At 37.4% G+C, this 19,029-nt stretch carries 11 protein-coding genes, 1 tRNA gene and 1 riboswitch; of the genes, 4 read left to right on the forward strand and 8 right to left on the reverse strand.

All coding sequences use genetic code 11. The features are described from left to right. Positions 1-514 precede the first annotated feature (514 nt). Positions 515-586, reverse strand: a tRNA-Arg gene (locus tag HQN83_RS24095). A 58-nt stretch (positions 587-644) separates the two neighbouring features. Beyond that, the gene (locus HQN83_RS24100; protein ID WP_173094142.1) at positions 645-1,874 is read right to left on the reverse strand and encodes a polysaccharide deacetylase family protein; all 1,230 of its coding nucleotides are present in this window, start codon (positions 1,872-1,874) and stop codon (positions 645-647) included. Between the two features lie 198 nt (positions 1,875-2,072). On the opposite strand from HQN83_RS24100, the gene HQN83_RS24105 reads away from it, so the two are divergent. Then, positions 2,073-2,999, forward strand: coding sequence for a hypothetical protein (locus HQN83_RS24105; protein WP_173094144.1), 927 nt, complete (start codon positions 2,073-2,075; stop codon positions 2,997-2,999). 96 nt (positions 3,000-3,095) lie between these two features. Further along, entirely contained in the window at positions 3,096-4,043 is a 948-nt protein-coding gene (locus HQN83_RS24110; RefSeq protein ID WP_173094146.1) for an EamA family transporter, read from the forward strand. Positions 4,044-4,098: 55 nt separating this feature from the next. Here HQN83_RS24110 and HQN83_RS24115 read toward each other — a convergent pair whose 3' ends face one another. The 6 genes from HQN83_RS24115 to HQN83_RS24140 form a co-directional block, all read right to left on the reverse strand. Continuing rightward, positions 4,099-5,469, reverse strand: a complete 1,371-nt coding sequence (locus HQN83_RS24115) for an FGGY-family carbohydrate kinase (protein ID WP_394353514.1) — start codon at positions 5,467-5,469, stop codon at positions 4,099-4,101. Positions 5,470-5,472: 3 nt separating this feature from the next. After that, entirely contained in the window at positions 5,473-6,747 is a 1,275-nt protein-coding gene (locus HQN83_RS24120; RefSeq protein ID WP_173094148.1) for a TIM barrel protein, read from the reverse strand. An 18-nt stretch (positions 6,748-6,765) separates the two neighbouring features. Next, entirely contained in the window at positions 6,766-8,886 is a 2,121-nt protein-coding gene (locus HQN83_RS24125) for a bifunctional aldolase/short-chain dehydrogenase (RefSeq protein WP_173094150.1), read from the reverse strand. Between the two features lie 28 nt (positions 8,887-8,914). Then, positions 8,915-9,994, reverse strand: a complete 1,080-nt coding sequence (gene rhaT, locus HQN83_RS24130) for an L-rhamnose/proton symporter RhaT (RefSeq protein ID WP_173094152.1) — start codon at positions 9,992-9,994, stop codon at positions 8,915-8,917. 119 nt (positions 9,995-10,113) lie between these two features. Beyond that, positions 10,114-11,142: a GntR family transcriptional regulator gene (locus tag HQN83_RS24135; protein WP_173094154.1), complete on the reverse strand. Its 1,029-nt coding sequence runs from the start codon at positions 11,140-11,142 to the stop codon at positions 10,114-10,116. 53 nt (positions 11,143-11,195) lie between these two features. Further along, entirely contained in the window at positions 11,196-13,862 is a 2,667-nt protein-coding gene (locus HQN83_RS24140) for an alpha-L-rhamnosidase (RefSeq protein WP_173094156.1), read from the reverse strand. 167 nt (positions 13,863-14,029) lie between these two features. After that, positions 14,030-14,138: riboswitch (SAM riboswitch) on the forward strand. A 251-nt stretch (positions 14,139-14,389) separates the two neighbouring features. On the opposite strand from HQN83_RS24140, the gene HQN83_RS24145 reads away from it, so the two are divergent. Together HQN83_RS24145 and HQN83_RS24150 are read left to right on the forward strand one after the other, a co-directional pair. Further along, a complete protein-coding gene (locus HQN83_RS24145; RefSeq protein WP_173094158.1) occupies positions 14,390-17,518 on the forward strand; it encodes a SusC/RagA family TonB-linked outer membrane protein in 3,129 nt (1,042 codons plus the stop codon). A 6-nt stretch (positions 17,519-17,524) separates the two neighbouring features. Further along, a complete protein-coding gene (locus tag HQN83_RS24150; RefSeq protein ID WP_173094160.1) occupies positions 17,525-18,961 on the forward strand; it encodes a SusD/RagB family nutrient-binding outer membrane lipoprotein in 1,437 nt (478 codons plus the stop codon). The last annotated feature ends 68 nt before the right edge of the window (positions 18,962-19,029 follow it).

The following is a 19,029-nucleotide window of genomic DNA, read 5'->3' on the forward strand; positions in this document are numbered from 1 at the left end:
GAGCCGATTATTTTATTTAATCGGCTCAAAAGCCTAATTGAATTAATAATTATTTTTTTTGTATATTCACTATATGAAAAATAACGAACTCAATAACAAGCAATTCACCCTATCTGAACCACTATCCCTAGTTGGACTATTACTATTTCATCTTTTACTTTATTACATGATCTTTCATTGACATGAACGGGACAAATAAATACCTAAATCGAAAAGTTAGAAGTAAGTTCTACAGGTTTTTACGTTTAGCTACGCTTATCCATTTGATAGGCGCTGTAGTCTATGTAATTTTTAAAGGTTAAATCTTAATGATCGTTAAATACGAACCCTTGTGGATTGGGTTGTTATCAACAGCTTTTGCATCGGTATTTATTTGGATATATTTAAACAGATTCAGAGTTAAAATTTTCAGTTATTTCAAATTCTTTAAATCATCTGAGAAGAAGAGCAGTTAATCTAAACCCTAACCAAAGTATAAAAAAAGCCCTTAATATTTAAATTAAGAGCTTTCAAGTGTCCCCGACGAGATTCGAACTCATATCGTTGGTACCGGAAACCAAAATTCTATCCATTGAACTACGGAGACCAAGTCCGCAAATATATAAAATTGATTGAATACATTACCGTCTGTTTCAGACATTACATCATTTAGTTAACTGTATATTCATCAAACTATGTTTCTCCTTCCCATTCGTAGTAACTTTCATATCCTTACTTTGAGAAATCACAATAAAAGTTGAAGTAGTTTTTAGATGAAAGGACATCGCCGCATGTCTAAAAGATGCTGGAATATCAGGTAAAATGACTTCCAGAGTCACATCCTGTCCATTTCGTTTAGTATTTATTTTAATACGATCTCTCAACCATATATATTCATAAACTTCCTGCCAAGGAGCCATCCACAAATTATCAGTTCCACCTAATCCATACCTTTTAGCAATTGAGGTCATATAGTACTTAAAATCAGGAAAAGTCAAACTAATATCCCATAAATTATCATTCCCAACACCATGAGTAAACTCATTATACCACAATACCTCAGGTTGTTTAAGAAGTAAATCTATTTTATGCAAATGCTGATCAATATCGGTAAATTCCTTATCTGAAGTACTTTTAATAAATTCCCTTTGATAAACCAGTCGATTAAGATTAACAGGTTTATCAACTTTTATAACAGGACCTGCACCATTGATAGTACCTACTGCCACTATCCCGTTATCAAATGCTGCTTTAGCATATTCATCTTGATAACCAGAATCACCCTCCCCTCCAGGAACAATAAACTGCGTCATTTGAAACCCTAATCCTTTAAACACTGCAGTACCATTTTCCCGAACTTCTTCAGAATAATTGGTCCCATGCTTTGTGGAATGATGGTAACTGTGATTCAAAATATCCCACCCTGAATTATAAAGTGTTTTAACTTCCGACCACGATAAACTCCCTCTGTTTTCGGGTGTTTCAGTAAGACTGGCAGCATTAATTGCAATGCCCATACGAAAAGGGATTGAATTTCCACAACCATCCGAAAAAAACAGACCTTTCGATAAACTACCATCTCCTCCCTGGTCTTTCTGCCACCCATCAATAAAAGGAGCACTAATTTTACCTCCATTTAACAGCGGATAAGCACATAAAAAAGCTGATCGATAACCGTCATCTAGCATAAAACTATAGGCCATTCGCTTGTTATACTTTAATGCGGCCTTTTCAATACTAATGCCGGCATTAGTATTAAGCTTGATCTTAACAAAGATTGTCTTGCTTTGGGAAACAGGATGGAATGCAGAAGCAAATGAGTTACTTGCTACTAACACCAAACTAACACAACCACATATCAGCAATTTTCCAATCGCACCTTTAGAGACTTTCATACTTCATCTTGTTAATTGGATAATTCAAAATAGGGCTTCATAAAAATAGATAATTAATCGAAATATTAACATTCCGCTTTAACTATTTAATACAAAACAATATATTTACCATATCATGCTCCGCATAACGGATACTAAACACAAATAAAGGTTTACGCCTCAGCAAAATCGTTATAACAAAGAACCAAACTAAACCTAATGAAAATACATTTAACTCTATTTATAATCATATTTCTTGCAATTGCAGGGTGCAGTAAAAAGCCTGCTGAAAAAGATCCAGATACCGGCCCAAGCTTAGGTAATGACTCATTAGTTTCCAGATTAAAATTAAAAATCACCGACAAGCAAAATCTTATTATTAAAGTTTTAGTGTTTAAAGATAGTAGAGGCTACAACGTAATTGCCGGAGCAAAGGACAAAAAATACTGGATTGGATATTTTGATGCCTCAGGAAATCAATTAAAAGTTCAAACTTATACACAAGACCCAACTGAAATTCCAACTGCAAGCGGAGGCAAAGTATCTGTCGGATATAATTTTTATACCAGACTAAAAGAGGTAAACAAGGCTATTTACATCGTCAGACAAATGAGAGAGAGTCAGATCAACAATCCTTCTGATCCTTTTATTGAAGACTTTACAAAAATTGACATGAATACCAATGCAATCACCAATAGTTACACTTCGGTAATACCAGGTAAAGATGAACCTTACACTTCCGAAATATTACCTTGGACCACTAACCTTACTCAAATTACAAAAAGCAAAATAAACACCTCTGGTAACATAGTAAGTTCCGTTAATTCTATATACAATGAACAAGGAACCTTAGTTGGTAGTTTCCCTTCTCCAAGAGACCTTAAGTATGCAGAAAAAGCCCTATCTGCTTCAGAATATATCCTAGTAACAAGTGATTTTCGTTTTACGTGTAAAAAACTTGCCGACAATTCTATAAAGTATGATGTAGATCTTCTGGAAAAAATTGGGGCAATTAGAAGTGGCGTTATTAACGAAGTAAAGATTAACAGCAATTCAATTGAAATCGATTATTCAGTGATCAATCAAAATGGGGTGACCATTAATGCTAGACCTGAAATAAACTTGACAACCGGAGAAGAGCTGTAACTAGACTACAAGGCATATTTGGTAATAGAATTGTTATATAATTTATTAAAGAATGATTTTCTCTTTGATAAACGTTCTATTTGTTAAAAAAGAATTATGCCCTCTGTTCAACAAAAATCAGCCCCACTTTTACTTGTCTTATTAGCCTTTTTAATTGTTTATCTGGTATGGGGTTCCACCTATTTCTTCATTTCTAAGGCTGTAGCTGGTTTTCCTCCATTCTTTTTAGGTGCATTTAGATTCATAATTGCTGGTACACTTCTACTTGGTTGGTGTATTTTTAAAGGCCTCCCGGTATTTAATAAAAAGAACATATTCCATGCAGGAGTTAGTGGCATACTCATGCTGGGTGTGGGTAATGGAATAGTGATCTGGGTTGAACAATTTTTACCAAGCGGCCTTGTTGCCATCATGGTTTCGTCAGCAGCGATCTGGTTTGTAATACTAGACAAGGGTAAATGGAAAGAAAACTTCAGCAATAAGTTTACTGTTGCCGGTTTAGTTATAGGTTTTTTAGGCGTAATTCTATTGTTCTGGGAACAGCTCACTGCTAGTTTTTCTGTTGAACAAGACTCAAGAAATGTTTTAGGGATGATCCTTTTGATTATTGGCCCTATCGGTTGGGCTGGTGGATCCCTGTATTCAAAATATCACCCTGCGCCTAATACGCCTGCATCAGTTTCTACTGCATGGCAGATGCTGATTGCCGGAATAGTGTTTGTTCCCGGAAGCATTATAGCAGGAGAAATGAATAGCTTTCAATTTCAAAATGTACCCGAATCTGCATGGTGGTCAACGGCCTACCTAATTATATTCGGTTCAATAGTTGCGTTTAGTGCCTATGTGTGGTTATTACAGGTTCGCCCCGCAACTCAGGTTAGCACCTATGCTTATGTAAACCCAGTGGTTGCTGTATTACTAGCTGTATTTTTTGCAAATGAGATTATAAGCATTGTTCAGGTAACAGGTTTAGTTGTTATTCTGGCTAGCGTTTTACTTATCAATTTATCTAAATACAAAAAGTCGCCCGTTAAGGCGACTTAATTTTCATAAACTATAATTAACCAATATTAATTACCGCTAATTTGCCTCACGATAATTAATTCTGGTGCTGAACTACTGAATAATATTTCAGTTCAATAATGTCATTTGGCAATGGTTTTGTATTCCACGATTTATGAATAGCTAATGCAGCCCCAACCGCAGTTGCCTGCGCCATAAAAGCTGCAAACACCTCAAGTTCAGGAAAAACTACAGCAAGTAAATTCATAAATATGCTATTCTTGCTAAAACCTCCATCTACAAATATCCGCTTCACTTGTGTTCCTTTAAGAACCCTATTTGTAGCTATATATTGTTGATTTACCAGGTCTAAAACCAGCTGATGATATGCAATAATATCGGTTGCGAAATCAGTCAGATCACGTTCTCCAAAAGAAGTAATGTCTGTTTGGGCTTTAAGCTGCAATTCTTCAATAATCCTTACATCATATGGAACAGCTCGATAAGTAATAATGTCTGTACCAAAATGAGCGGCAATTCGTTTTACCTGCTGCTCGTGTTCATATCCAGAGAAAAGACGCGATGCCTTAACCGGTTTGCCCTCATACTGCAAGTAACAAAGGCAGTCATTCTCCAGTTCTTCTGCCGTAAGCGGAGAAGAATTAAATGGATTAAAACTAATACACCAAGTACCTGTAGATAATAAAATGAATGGCTCATGGAAATTCACAAGATAAGGCACCAAAGCTGCCGAACTATCATGAAACCCCGCTCCTACAGCATAGTTATTGCCCGGAAATGCTGCAGGCATCACACTGTTCGAAGGAACAATAGGTGCTAACTTTTCAAATATCCCTTCCTTTTTAACCCACTCATGATAAGTGTTTTTAGTGAAATCCCATAAATTGGTATGACAACCTATACTGGTCAAATCAGAGTAGGTCTCACCTGAAATCAGATAACTAAGATACTGTGGTAAATGGAGCGCATATTTTATCCTATTGAACAATTCAGGCTTTTCATACTTAATCCTATACAGCTGCATTCCCGAATTCAAACTACCTAAAACCGGCGATGCGGTACGGTTAGAAAACTCTTCCTTTCCTCCGTAAGTATTATAAAACTGTTCTTTAAGCTCCTCAGGATATGCTTTCAGGTAATTATATAACGGTGCCAAAGGATTACCATTTTCATCCAAATAAACAAAACTGGCACCATAGGTTGCAAAATTAATAGACTTAATTTCGAAAGCCGGGTTTCTGAATACCTCCCTTAAAGAGTCAAAAACAGATAACCTTAAACTTTCCAAATTTTCACAAGGATCCCCATCCTCATCCATCGTTTCTGTAAACCTTGCCGATCTTTCAAAAACTATTTTATAGTTCTCATCAAAAAGAAACAGCTTCTTATTGGTTTTACCAACATCAAAAATTGCTATTACAGGGATCGCCTTCATCTTAACTCCCATCAATTACAACCCGGTTGCTACCGTTTTTGATCCACGATTACTAATTAACTCTTGTCTCACTTTAAATGTCCTGAAAGCCTCAAGTGGCGCTAATGCAGCCCCTGTACGTAAACGTGCTTCAGCTACTAACGGACGTACATCAGTTCTGAAAGCTTGTTGCAATATCTCCTGACAACGTGCCACATCATTAATAGCTTGTGCATCCTGTAAAGCAACACGATCAACAGATAAAGCTTGCGCATAAGCGATCATAATGGCCTCTACAGATTGTAATAAATCTTCAAGTGGATCTTTAACATTATGCGAAGCATCAATCATCCAACCCAAATCCTCTCTATGATCCATTCCCCGAGCATCCATACCTTCAACAAGCTCATTAAATATTAGGAACAACTGATAAGGCTTGATACTTCCTGCAGTTAAGTCATCATCTCCGTATTTCGAATCATTAAAGTGGAAACCGCCAAGCTTTTCTTCCATTAGCAACAAAGAAACAATCTGCTCAATGTTTGCATTTGGCAAGTGGTGACCAAGATCTACAAGGGTATATGCCTTAGGGCCTAGTTTGTTTGCATATAATAAAGACTGCCCCCAATCTCCAACTGTTGTCGAATAGAAGTTAGGTTCAAAAGCTTTATACTCTACAAATATCTTCCAGTCGTTTGGCAGAGCTGCATAGATTTCGCGTAAACTTTCCAAAGTATTTTGGAAGGCTTTTCTAAAATTAAGCTGACCAGGGAAACAAGATCCATCAGCCAACCATACAGTTAGCGCTTTAGAACCTAACTCTACCCCCTGACGAATAACTTCTATATTATGTTCAATTGCATGTTTCCTAACCGCTTTATCAACATGCTGCAATGATCCAAATTTATAACTCTGTGCCTGATCTGGCTGATCCTGAAACGTATTTGAGTTCATAGCATCAAAACGTAAACCATGTTGTGCAGCCAAAGCTTTAATTGCATTTGTATTATCAGCCGTATCCCATGGAATATGCAATGAGATAGCACCGCTTGAGCCATTAAGCTTATGAAGCAAGCCAACATCTTCAATCTTTTCCTCAATATTTCTAGGCTCACCTCCCGACGAGAAACGTCCAAAACGTGTCCCACCAGTACCTAAAGCCCAGCTTGGTATAGCAATCTGGAAATCTACCAGTTTCTGAATAATGCTCTGAGCATCAGAAATCTCTGATGTAATGAAATCCAGCTGACGTTCATGTTTAGCCAGGCGCTCGCTGTTATGTGATTCTAAGTGATAATTTTCAAGTTTCATTTGTGTAGGTTTTAAAGGTTAACGAACAAAGGCATTTGCAACACCCCCATCCACATTCAGTACATTACCTGTCGATTTATTCATGAGTCCACCAACAAAGGCAAAACATGCGTTAGATATATCTTCAGGTAAGATCACTTCATTAAGCAAGGTACGCTTTGCATAGAAAGCTGGCAACTCTTGCACACTAATTCCGTATGCTTTTGCTCTTCCGGCAGCCCATTCGCCTTCCCAAATTTTGCTATCAGATATTACAGCATCCGGATTAACGGTATTCACACGAATATGATCTGCACCCAGTTCTGCGGCATTTAATCTGCTTAAGTGCAACTGAGCAGCTTTAGCCGACCCGTAACCAGCGTTGTTTGGACCAGAAACCAACGCATTTTTACTAACTATGTTCAACACATCGCCACCAACATCCTGCTTACGCATTACCTCTACACCTGCCTGGGTAATAAGAAATTGCCCTTTAACAAGAATATCATATAACAAGTCCCAGTCTTTTTCAGTATGCTCTTCAATTGGTTTCGAAATAGAGATACCAGCGCAATTCACTACTATATCTACTCCACCAAACTCTAAACTTGCCTCTTCAAAAGCATTCTTAATGCTTGCAGCATCAGTTACATCTAAAATTACTGCGGTATAAGCATCTTTACCAAATTCATTGTTAAAGCTATCATTGGCTTTTTGCAATCTGCCAGCATCATTATCATTGATTACAGCACATGCACCTTCTTCAATAAATTTACGCGCAATAGCTTTACCAATTCCGCCGGCGCTGCCAGTAATGAGGGCTACTTTACCAGAAAGTGGTTTTGGTTTAGGCATTCTTTGCAGTTTAGCCTCTTCCAAAAGCCAGTATTCTATATTGAATGCTTCCTGTCTCGGTAAGGAAGTATATTCAGATATGGCTTCAGCGCCTTTCATTACATTAATGGCATTAGTATAGAACTCGGCAGCAACTCGGGCAGTTTGTTTGTCCTTAGCAAAGGAGAACATTCCTATTCCGGGATATAATATGATTACAGGATTGGCATCACGTATCGCAGGACTGTTATCATGTTTGCAAGAATTATAGTATTCAGCATACATTTTACGGTATGCTTCAAATTCAGGGGCTAATCTTTCTTTAAGTGCTTTAACATCACTAATATCTTCGTTGGCATCAAGCTTAAGTACCAATGGACTAATCTTAGTGCGTAAAAAATGGTCAGGGCAACTTGTTCCAAGTGGAGCCAAACGATCCAGATCATTTGAGTTGATAAACTCCAATACCCTTGCATCATCAGTAAAATGACCAGTCATATGACGCTCACTTGAGCAAAAACCTCTCAACACAGGAGCAATAGCCGCTGCCTGTTTACGACGATGATTCTGTCCTGCACTTTCAATTTTCTGACCTCCAAATACAGGTTTATTTTTACCAAAGTTTTCTTCAAGATACTCGGCACATCTTTCAATTACCTCAAGCGTGTTGATGTAACTTTCAAAAGCTGTATCACCCCAGGTAAACAAACCATGTGAGCCCAACATAATACCTCTAATTCCAGGGTTTTCATCTAAACATTTGCGCAATTGCAATCCAAGCTCAAAGCCTGGTTTTTGCCATGGCACCCAACCAATTGTTCCATTAAACAATTCTTTGGTGATACGCTCCCCATCTTTAGCCGCAGCAATTGCTATTGCAGCATCAGGATGCAAATGATCAATATGTTTAAAAGGCAAAAAGCCATGCAATGGAGTATCAATAGAAGGTGCCTTAGATTTCAGATCATAGATGCAATGATTAAACAACTCAACCATTTCATCCTCATGAGCAAGCCCTCTGTAAATATTTTTAAGATTGCGCAGGCTATCTACGTACAAAGCAGCTAAACCACTTTGCTTTAATGTACCTAAATCGCCTCCAGACCCTTTAACCCACATCACCTCAGTATCCTCTCCGGTTAAAGGGTGTTTTGCGATAGCTTTGCAAGAGGTATTCCCACCCCCATAATTTGTCAGCCTCAAATCAGCGCCTAATAAATTTGAACGGTAGATTAACAATGCAACCTCATCACCGGCCATTTCAGCGGCCTTTGCATCATCCCACAAATAACTTACATGTTTAAAATCAGTTGTTCTAACAGTCATAAAAATATTTCATTAATTAAATTTGTTTTTACTTAATCGAATTTCCGTAGCCAACAATTAGCACAGAAATAATAATGATAGCTATACCGGCTATTACGGTACCAAAAGTTCTCTTTTTAACACCCGACCATTCCTTTAATGCTATACCCCAGGCATTAGCTATTAAAATGATAAATGCCATGTGTAATATCCATGAACTGGCTCCGTTACCCAGTTTACTTTCTCCCATTCCATAGAAAAAGAACTGCAGAAACCATGTTGTACCTGCTAGTGCAGAAAACACGTAGTTCTTTAATAGAGGTGTTTCTTTGTTGGAATAATCACCAAAAGTTTTGTTGCGGAAATTCAATATCATACACCAGATCAGGTTAGTAGTTAATCCACCCCATAATATGATGATATACGTTACATTGTTTTGGAATAGAAACTCTCCCTGACCAGGGTGTGTACTTTTCCAGATCTCATTAGCCTCATTAGCCATATCCTTACCAGCATCAATACCAAAGGCAAAACAAGCACTTAGGATACCTGAAATAATAGATACGATAAGTCCTAAGCCAATCTTATACTCTTTATTAGATGGGTCTGCTTTACCTGCGGCTACCAGATCTTTTTCTTTCATTCCGCCAGCTTTACCGCAAACTATGATACCTATAATACAGATTACAAGACCCAGTAAAACCATTTGTCCCCATTGGCTATTCAGCATATCTGAGAAGCTATCTTTACCAGCCTTTGGATTAAAGTCATAGTATATAGAAGGTATTATTGCACCGAAAACAGAACATAATCCGAGGATAATTGAACTACCAAGAGAAACACCAAGATACCTCACACCCAATCCGTAAGTTAATCCACCTATTCCCCAAAGCGCTCCAAAAAAGTAAGTAAGCAATAAGATTTTACCATTAGTAGAAGCAATGATATCAGCAAAACCAGGAATGGTAAGCCAAGCCGCCAAAGGTGGTACAAGTAACCACGAAAAAACACCACCTACAATCCAGTAACTTTCCCAGGCCCATCCCTTAACTTTCTTATAAGGAATATAAAAACTACCGGAGGCAAAGCCTCCTATGAAATGGAAAATAACCCCAAAAATTACCTGCATATTTATTGAACTTTATATTTGGTTAAAAATAATAGTCCTAATTTATACAAGTAGATTTTCAAAACTGTCATGTACTATCATGAAGAAGTGCAAATAAATGCACTACAGCCTAAAAATAATTAAATTGATGCTCTGCGGGTATAGTAAAAAGGTACTTCAACATGGCGTCTGGAGTTGTCCAGTATAAGATTAGCAGCCACAGTACCCATAAATTTAAAGTCAGTAGAAATAGTAGTAATACCATTCAATAATATTTTCTTTAAAGGTGTTTCATTGTAAGATATTACTCCTACATCCTTTCCTATTTTGAATTTCATACTAATCAGTCTTTCTAATAAATTCACAAGATCAGCTTCCATTAAATTAATAAAAGCTTCACCTTCATTTATCGGCTCCTGAGATATATCGCTAACTACATAATGAGAAAAAGCATATTGCTGACAAAAACGATGAAAACCATCTAAAATCTCTTTAGGGAAATAACTTCTTTTAGGGAAAATAATCTTCAATGTATGATATTTACTAAGCTCATTACGTGCTTGCTCTAAAGCATCATATATATTCTTTTCGAAATTCTCGTAAGCAGCCGCATAATCACCATCAACACCCTTAATTTTTTTGTCCAATAAAACCAGCTTTTCTTTTGGAATGGTATTGATGATATCTCGTGCGTATTCTTCGCCTTCAATAAAATGAGGAATAATCACATAATGTGAATATTCCTCTTTCTTATCATTTAGAAATCTCTTAAAAAGTCTGAAATCATTATTGTAGATGTAAAAATCTACTGAAACATCTTCGCCTAGTGCCGCGATAAATGCATCATAAACGATCTTTTTGTGTGCACTAAGCTTATTAAAAAGCAGAAACACTTTCAGTTTCTGTTTAAAATCAATACTCGAAATATAATAGCCCTTACCGGGAACTGAATTGATTACGCCAATGTTTTTAAGATACTTATATCCTTTTTCAGCAGTATCTCTGGATATCTCCAGCTTATAACTCAGCTCATTAATAGAAGGTAATAAATTATCCTTCTTTAATTTACCTAGTTCAACAGCTTTTATTATTGCGCTCGACAGCTGCAAATATTTTGGCGTTGCAGAATACTCATCAATATGAATAAAATCAAAAAACTTAGTCTTCATCTTTCTAAAAGTAAGTATTTTAATGCAATTGCCTAATATCAGACAAATAAGTATTACCTAATTTCGAACTGGTATTTACCAGCTCCTACATTAGTTTTAACCATAACAGCTTTACCGTCCTTATATGCCTTTTTACCATCTGCTAATGGGAAAGTAATTGTAGCACTGGAATTTGCAGGAATAGTTACTGTATAAATCACAGCATTTCCTGATCTTTTCCATGAAGAAACGATTTTACCATATGGGCCATCATGCTCTGCTTCAAAGTGCTCTAATCCCGTAACAAAATTAGGACGAAGCTGAACATTCTTAAATCCAGGTTGTAGCTCATCAGGATGAATACCTCCAAGGCCTTTAAAGAACCAGCCACCTATTTCACCAAACATCATGTGATTTAATGAGATGTCTCTTTCTGCTTTTATATCCCAGTTTTCATATAAAGTCGTTGCTCCATTAACAATCCACCATCCCCACGAAGGGTAAGTATCCTGTGCCGCTAATTTATAAGCAGTTTCTGCCTGACCATTATCACTCAATGCATTTAGTATTGCTTTAGCTCCTAACACACCAACATCCAGATGCATTCCATCAGCTGCGACTCTTTTAGCAAGATTCTCTGCAACTTTTGTTTTAAGCTCTTCAGGTACCAATCCCCATTGCAGGGCTACACTTAATTCAGTTTGTACACCTGATGCATAAATACCCGTTGCACGGTTTAAATATTTATCGTTGATTGCTTTTTTAATTTTCTCAGCAAGGTTACTGTAGTAACTATAATCCGCCTGTTTGCCGAACATTTTCGCTGCCTTTGCAAGGATAACTGCATCCACATAGTAATAAGTAGAAGACGTATATTCTAACGAAGATTGTGACTTCACAGGAACCCAATCACCCCTACCAAAAGTTGTTAAACCATTAGGACTAATTTGCTCTATGTAATTCACATATCTTTTAATACTGCCATAAGAATCCGATAGCAATTTACTATCACCATAAAACATGTATATATTCCAAGGAATTATAGCAATTGTACTCGTCCAATCAGTTCCATTGGCCGATCCATAACCCCATCCACCTGTAGGTATAATATCTGGGAGCACACCGTTTGGCTGTTGCTCATCCCTATGGTCAGCAAGCCATTTTTCGTAAACCGTAATACCATCAAAATTGAATAGTCCAGTCTCAACGGCAAAATGCCCGTCACCGGTCCATCCGTTTTTCTCTCTTTGCGGACAATCAGTAGGATATCCCATTAAGTTAGACAGGTAAGAGTTATTAGTTGCCCACCATAACCTGTCAATCAACTTATTAGAAGAGCTTATTTTACCTGTAGGAGTAACATCACTGTGCATAAAATAACCGGTGATGCTTTCCTTAGTTAACTGAATAGGTTTGCTACTAGTTACCTCTACATATTGAAACCCTTTGTAATTAAACTTAGGCATAAATTCAAGCTCTCCTTTACCAGATAGCGTAACGATATCAGTTTGAAAAGGATCAGTATTGTCCTTCGGACGATAGTAAACATCGATATTAGAAAGATCAACTCTTCCATTTGCATACAAACGTTCGCCATGTTTAACGCGAATGGTGGTTCCTTCCTCGCCGCTTACCTTAATTTTGGTAACTCCAGAAATATTACGACCCAAATCAAACACATATACCGTATCATTAACTTTTTGCATTGTTTTAGAAGGAATTTCCTCAACATTACGAATTGGCTGCATTACCTGACTTACCAGGTTATTAGATGGAGCTGCCCTTAACGAGATGCCATTCCATTTCTTATCATCAAAATCAGCAGTGTTCCATCCTGGTTGTTCTTTACGGGCATCATAATGCTCAGCAGTATAAATATTATTCAGTACTATCGGGCTTGAGCTGGTTTTCCATCCATCACCAGAAGTAACTACATCAACCGATCCATCTTCATAGGTAATTCTCAAATCCAAGCAAAAAGTAGGTCTTGCTCTCCATGGCGCCTTATCGAAATTCCATACCCCTATAGATTGGTGATTATACCAACCATTACCTAATAAAACACCTACAGCATTTTTACCACTCTGAACTTGTGCAGTAACATCATAAGAAACATATAAAGTACGTCTGTCAAAACGAGTATACATTGGATCCAGTCTGTGGTTTCCTACCTTTTTACCATTCAAATATAATTCATACAAACCCGCAGCCGCGATATATGCCCTTGCCGATTTAACCTTTTTAGCAGGTTGAAATACTTTTCTAAAATATGGAGCCTCACGTTTATCGATATCATTTCCATCACTGATCCAGGTACCTTTCCAGTTACCAATTTTCATCATCCCGGTTTCAAAACTTGCTACCGGAGCTGATGAAATAAGTTTACCATCTTTATCCCAAAGCTCAACTGCCCAAAAATATTTGGTAAATGCCTCAAGCGGTTTTCCATTATAATTAACAAGACTGGCAGAAGAAACCACTTTTCCCGATTCCCATGCAAGCCCCTTTTTCCTTACAACCTCTGCAGAATCTTTACCTACAATAACTCTATAGGCAGTTTGCTTAGCACCCTGACGATCATCCGTCATCATCCATGATAAACGCGGGTTTAATAAATCAACACCTATTGGATTTATTAAATGTTCACATTGTAAACTTGACGGTCTAGTTTCATTAGAATACGCCTTTTCTACAGCAGAAAAAGCAAAGAGCAATAGCAAAAAAGAATAAAGAAGTTTCATTAAAATAGTTCAAGTGAAATTTAGTGTGTTTACAATGTTAATTTTCTTGGGCATTTTCAGCAACCCGTACTGTCCTGCTCAAAATACAAAATAATTATTTTATTAAATCCTATAGGATTACTAGATTATTTGTATATTTGTGCCAGCAAATGGTTCTTAAAACTTCCTGCTTATCAAGAAAGACTGAGGGATTGGCCCTATGATGTCTTAGCAACCTCTACAATTCATTGTAAAAGGTGCTAATTCCAATTCGCTGCAAAGCGAAAGAGATAAGATGAAATAGCGTTACGCTACTTATCAACCATCATTAACCAAATCTAATTCTGTTCAAGACAAGTATGTGAAGGGCTGACCTAAACAATAAATGTATAAAAACATGACACAGAAAGTACACCAAAAAGAAATGCGCTGCTCATCTCCACCTAACAACTCCTCTGCCGGTTTTATGGCCGGTCAAAAACGAATGCACTGCTGCAATATCTAGTGCAACTAAAAGAATTTATTATACACCCATTTATTTAATTCAAATGTTAAAAACATACAAATTTTTTGTAGGGATTCTTTTATCCTTTTTTTTCCTACAAACTGTACAGGCACAATCTGTTAAAATAACAGGTACTGTTACAAGTAACCCAGATGGAGAGACCATCCCAGGGGCCTCAATTACCGTAAAAGGCAAAAAAACAGGAACCACTACCGACAATAACGGTAAGTTCTCTATTACTGCCGATGTTAATGATATATTAAATGTTTCCTATATCGGATATACCACAAAAGAAGTAACCGTTACAGCTGCAAGCACTACACTAAATATTAAGCTTGATGTTTCCGCAAATGCTTTAAGTGAAGTTGTTGTTACAGCCCTTGGCATTTCCAAAGAGAAAAAATCTCTTGGATACTCAGTTCAGGAACTAAAATCTAAGGATATATCAACAGCAAAAGAAACCAACATAGTCAATTCACTGGCAGGAAAAATTGCAGGTGTACAAACTACCAGCAGTCAGGGTGATATGGGTTCTTCAAGAATTATCATCCGTGGAGAAACTTCCATCTCAGGCTACAACCAACCACTTTTTGTTGTTGATGGAGTTCCTGTTGATAACTCACAAAACCTTGGCACAGGTGGCTCAAGAGATTTTGCAAACACCATTTCAGATATTAACTCAGAAGACATAGAGTCTATCAGTGTACTAAAAGGCCCAAATGCAGCAGCATTATATGGATCACGCGCTGCAGCAGGTGTTATACTTATTAAAACTAAAACAGGAAGAGGACAAAAAGGACTAGGTATCAGCGTTAACTCAAATACAACATTTTCAAACTTGCTAACCATACCTGATTATCAAAACTCTTTCGGACAAGGTACAAGTGGCAAGTTTAGCTTTGTTGATGGAAAAGGCGGAGGCATAAATGACGGTGTTGATGAAAGCTGGGGACCAGCATTAGATGGCCGTTTAATCCCTCAATTTGACTCCAAAGGTGTTGCAGTTCCATTTATCGCACATCCAGACAACGTTAAAAATTTCTTCGAAACAGGTTATACCCTTAATAATGGTATTGCTATTGCCGGATCAGGAGAAAAACAAGATATCCGATTCTCTTACAACAACCTTACTCAAGGCGGTATATTACCAAACTCTTCTCAAGACAAGAATTCATTATTATTAAACACCACTTACAGAATTACACCTAAGTTAACATTAAACGCATCAGCAAACTACATCAAAAGCAATGCAGATAACCTGCCTGCTACCGGTGGAAAACGTGCAACAGGCCCGATGCTTCAATTTACATGGTTCGGAAGACAAGTAGACATTAGCAAGCTTAAAAACTATAAAGACGAAAACGGAAACAACTTTAACTGGAACAACAGTTACTATAGCAACCCTTACTTCATTGCTTATGAAAATACAGTTGGTCAGAAACGTGATCGTATCATTGGTAGTGCAGAATTGAATTACAAAATCACTAGCGCATTATCAGCCAACTTCAGAACAGGAAATGATTATTACACAGACCGTAGAAAGATCAAAATTGCTTATGGAACAAATGGTACACCATTCGGTTCATATGAAGAAGATTCATATACAGTTAATGAAAACAATACAGAAGGTCGTTTAGAATACATTAAAAAACTAAGCTCAGACTTCTCATTAGATGTTTTGGCTGGAGCTAATATCAGAACTTCAACCTTCGAACAAAACAATCAAAAAGCAACTAAACTAGCTGTAAACGGCTTGTACACATTAAGTAACTCAAGAGACCCGTTAGTATCTTCAAACTTTTACAGCAAACTTAAAACCTATAGTTACTTTGGATCAGCTCAATTAGGCTTTAGAGACTATGCTTACATCAATGTAACAGCACGTAACGATTGGGATTCTAGTTTACCAAAACCAAATTTATCTTACTTCTACCCTTCTGTTAACGGAAGTTTAATTCTTACTGAAGCTTTCGACATTAAAAATGATGTACTTAGCTTTGCTAAAGTAAGAGGAGGATGGTCTAAAGTAGGTAAAGCAACAGCCCCTTATCAACTTACTGATACATATAGCTTTACAACTCCATTCAACGGAAACCCTCAACAATCAGCAAATCCACTAGCGTTAAACCCAAATCTTCTACCTGAGATTACCAAATCAGCAGAAGCTGGTTTTGAAGTAGGATTGTTTGATAACCGTATTAAGCTAGATCTAAGTGTATACAACACCAACAGTATCAACCAAATTTTAAGTGTTGATGTTAGTTCGGCTACCGGATATTCACAGAAACTAATTAACGGTGGAAGCATGAACAACAAAGGTTTAGAAATTCAGCTTGGACTAACCCCTGTTAAACAAAAAGATTTCAGCTGGGACATCAATTTAAACTACTCACTTAACCGCAGTAAGGTTACTGAGCTAGATAAAGAAGGACTTATTAGCAGTTACAACATTGGTACAAGTGGAACTTTAGATGTACTGGCAGCAGTAGGCCAACCTTACGGAACTTTCTTCGGAACAGCTTATCAACGTGATGCAGCAGGACAAATTGTGGTAAGTGCTGATGGCACACCTGTTATTAATCCATCAAAACAAATCCTTGGTAAATTTACACCAAACTGGGTAGGTGGAATCACAAATAGCTTTACTTACAAAAACTTCAATTTAAACTTCCTTGTCGACGCCAGAATTGGTGGTAAAATATTCTCAGGAACCAACTCTACAGGAACTTACACAGGAGTACTTGCAAGCACTATGAGAGGAAGAAACACTGAAAATGGTGGACTTACCTACACGGCAGGTGGCACTACATTTAACGACGGGATGATTTTTGATGGCGTATTGGCCGATGGCACAAAGAACAGTAAAATCATTCCTGCCGAAGAGTATTACAAAGCTACAACCAAAGCAGATGAGCAATTTGTTTACAGCGCTTCTTATATAAAACTAAGAGAGGTAAAACTAAGCTACAACATTCCTTCTCAATTCGTTAAAAAGATTGGCTTGCAGGATGCTACATTCTCACTAGTAGGACGTAACCTATGGATTATCCATAAAGATGTGCCAAACATCGATCCTGAAACTGCATTAAATACAGGAAATGCTCAAGGTCTGGAAAGCTTAACACTTCCAACAACAAGATCATTTGGTTTTAACCTTAACTTCAAATTCTAGAACATCATGAAATTCAAATATATTCCAATCCTATTTTCTGCAATCATAGCAACCTCTTTCACCTCTTGCAAAGATGAGCTGGCAGATATCAATAAAAACCCTAATGCTGCAGAAAATCCACTGCCTGATTATTTGTTAACTGGTGCAATAAAAAACACTACTGATGCATACTGGGGGACCAACAACATCAACTCAAGTCTATTATTCATCCAACAATGGTCAAAAATACAATACACTGATGCAGATCGTTACATCTTTGCTAACACAGACCTTCAGGACTTATGGATTACCGGTTACACAAAAGGCATTATCAATCTTAACAAACTAATTGAGATAGCCGATGCGCAACAGAATACCAACTACAGAGGTGTAGCTAAAGTATTAAGATCATGGACATTCCTTTTATTGACAGATGCTTATGGCGATATCCCTTATTCTCAATCTATTCAGATAAAGCAATTTGTAACCCCCGAATATGATACACAGAAAGATGTTTATTTCGGATTACTTGAAGATTTGAAATCAGCACAAGCTGATTTAAAGCTAGATGGTAAAGCAATTGCAGGCGATATCATTTACAGCGGAAAGATTGATCGTTGGAAGAAATTCACAAATGCGCTAAGATTACGTATTGCTTTACGTATAGCAGATCGTGAACCGGAAAAAACCAAAGCTGTACTTGCTGAAATTAAAGCTGAAGGTGGTGATTTCATTAGCAGCAATGCTGAAATAGCACAATTGGTATATTCAACCTCTCCAAATCAAAACCCGATCAGCAATACCTTTGATACACGTAACGACCATAGAATCAGCAAAACAATAGTAGATAAACTGAAAAGCTTAAGCGATCCTCGCCTACCAATATTTGCTAGTCCAACTCAAGATGCTACACCAGAAACTTATGTTGGTGTTCCAAATGGTTTGCTTACAAGTGATGCCAATAGCCTTGGATTAAACAAAACATCTAAACCGGGTGCTTATTTCCTTGCTCCATCTGCCCCTGCAGTTATCATCAGCTATTCTGAAGTATTGTTTGACCGTGCAGAAGTAGCCGCACGTGGTTTTAGTACTGAAAATGCAGCGGCACTTTATAAACAAGCTGTAGAAGAATCATTAAGACAATATGGAATATCAGAAGGAGCCATCACAACTTACACTAATCTCCCAGCAGTAAAATACGACGCTACTAACTACAAAAAATCTATTGGAGATCAGAAATGGATCGCTCTATTTGGTCAGGGGTTAGAAGCCTTTACTGAGTGGAGAAGACTTGACTATCCTGAACTTGCACCAGCAGTTGCCGGTACATTAGGTGGAAAACTACCGGTAAGATTTATATACCCGGGGCGTGAGCAATCACTTAACGGTGTAAACTACAAAGCCGCAGTAGCCAGACAAGGTGCAGACCTACTTACTACTAAGCTATGGTTTGATGTTAAATAGCAATTATCCGGAATTATAAATTGATCTGGAAATAATAAGAGGGGTGCTTAACAACACTCCTCTTTCTT

Source organism: Pedobacter foliorum, from assembly GCF_013266735.1.
In the GTDB taxonomy this organism is placed as follows: domain Bacteria; phylum Bacteroidota; class Bacteroidia; order Sphingobacteriales; family Sphingobacteriaceae; genus Pedobacter; species Pedobacter foliorum.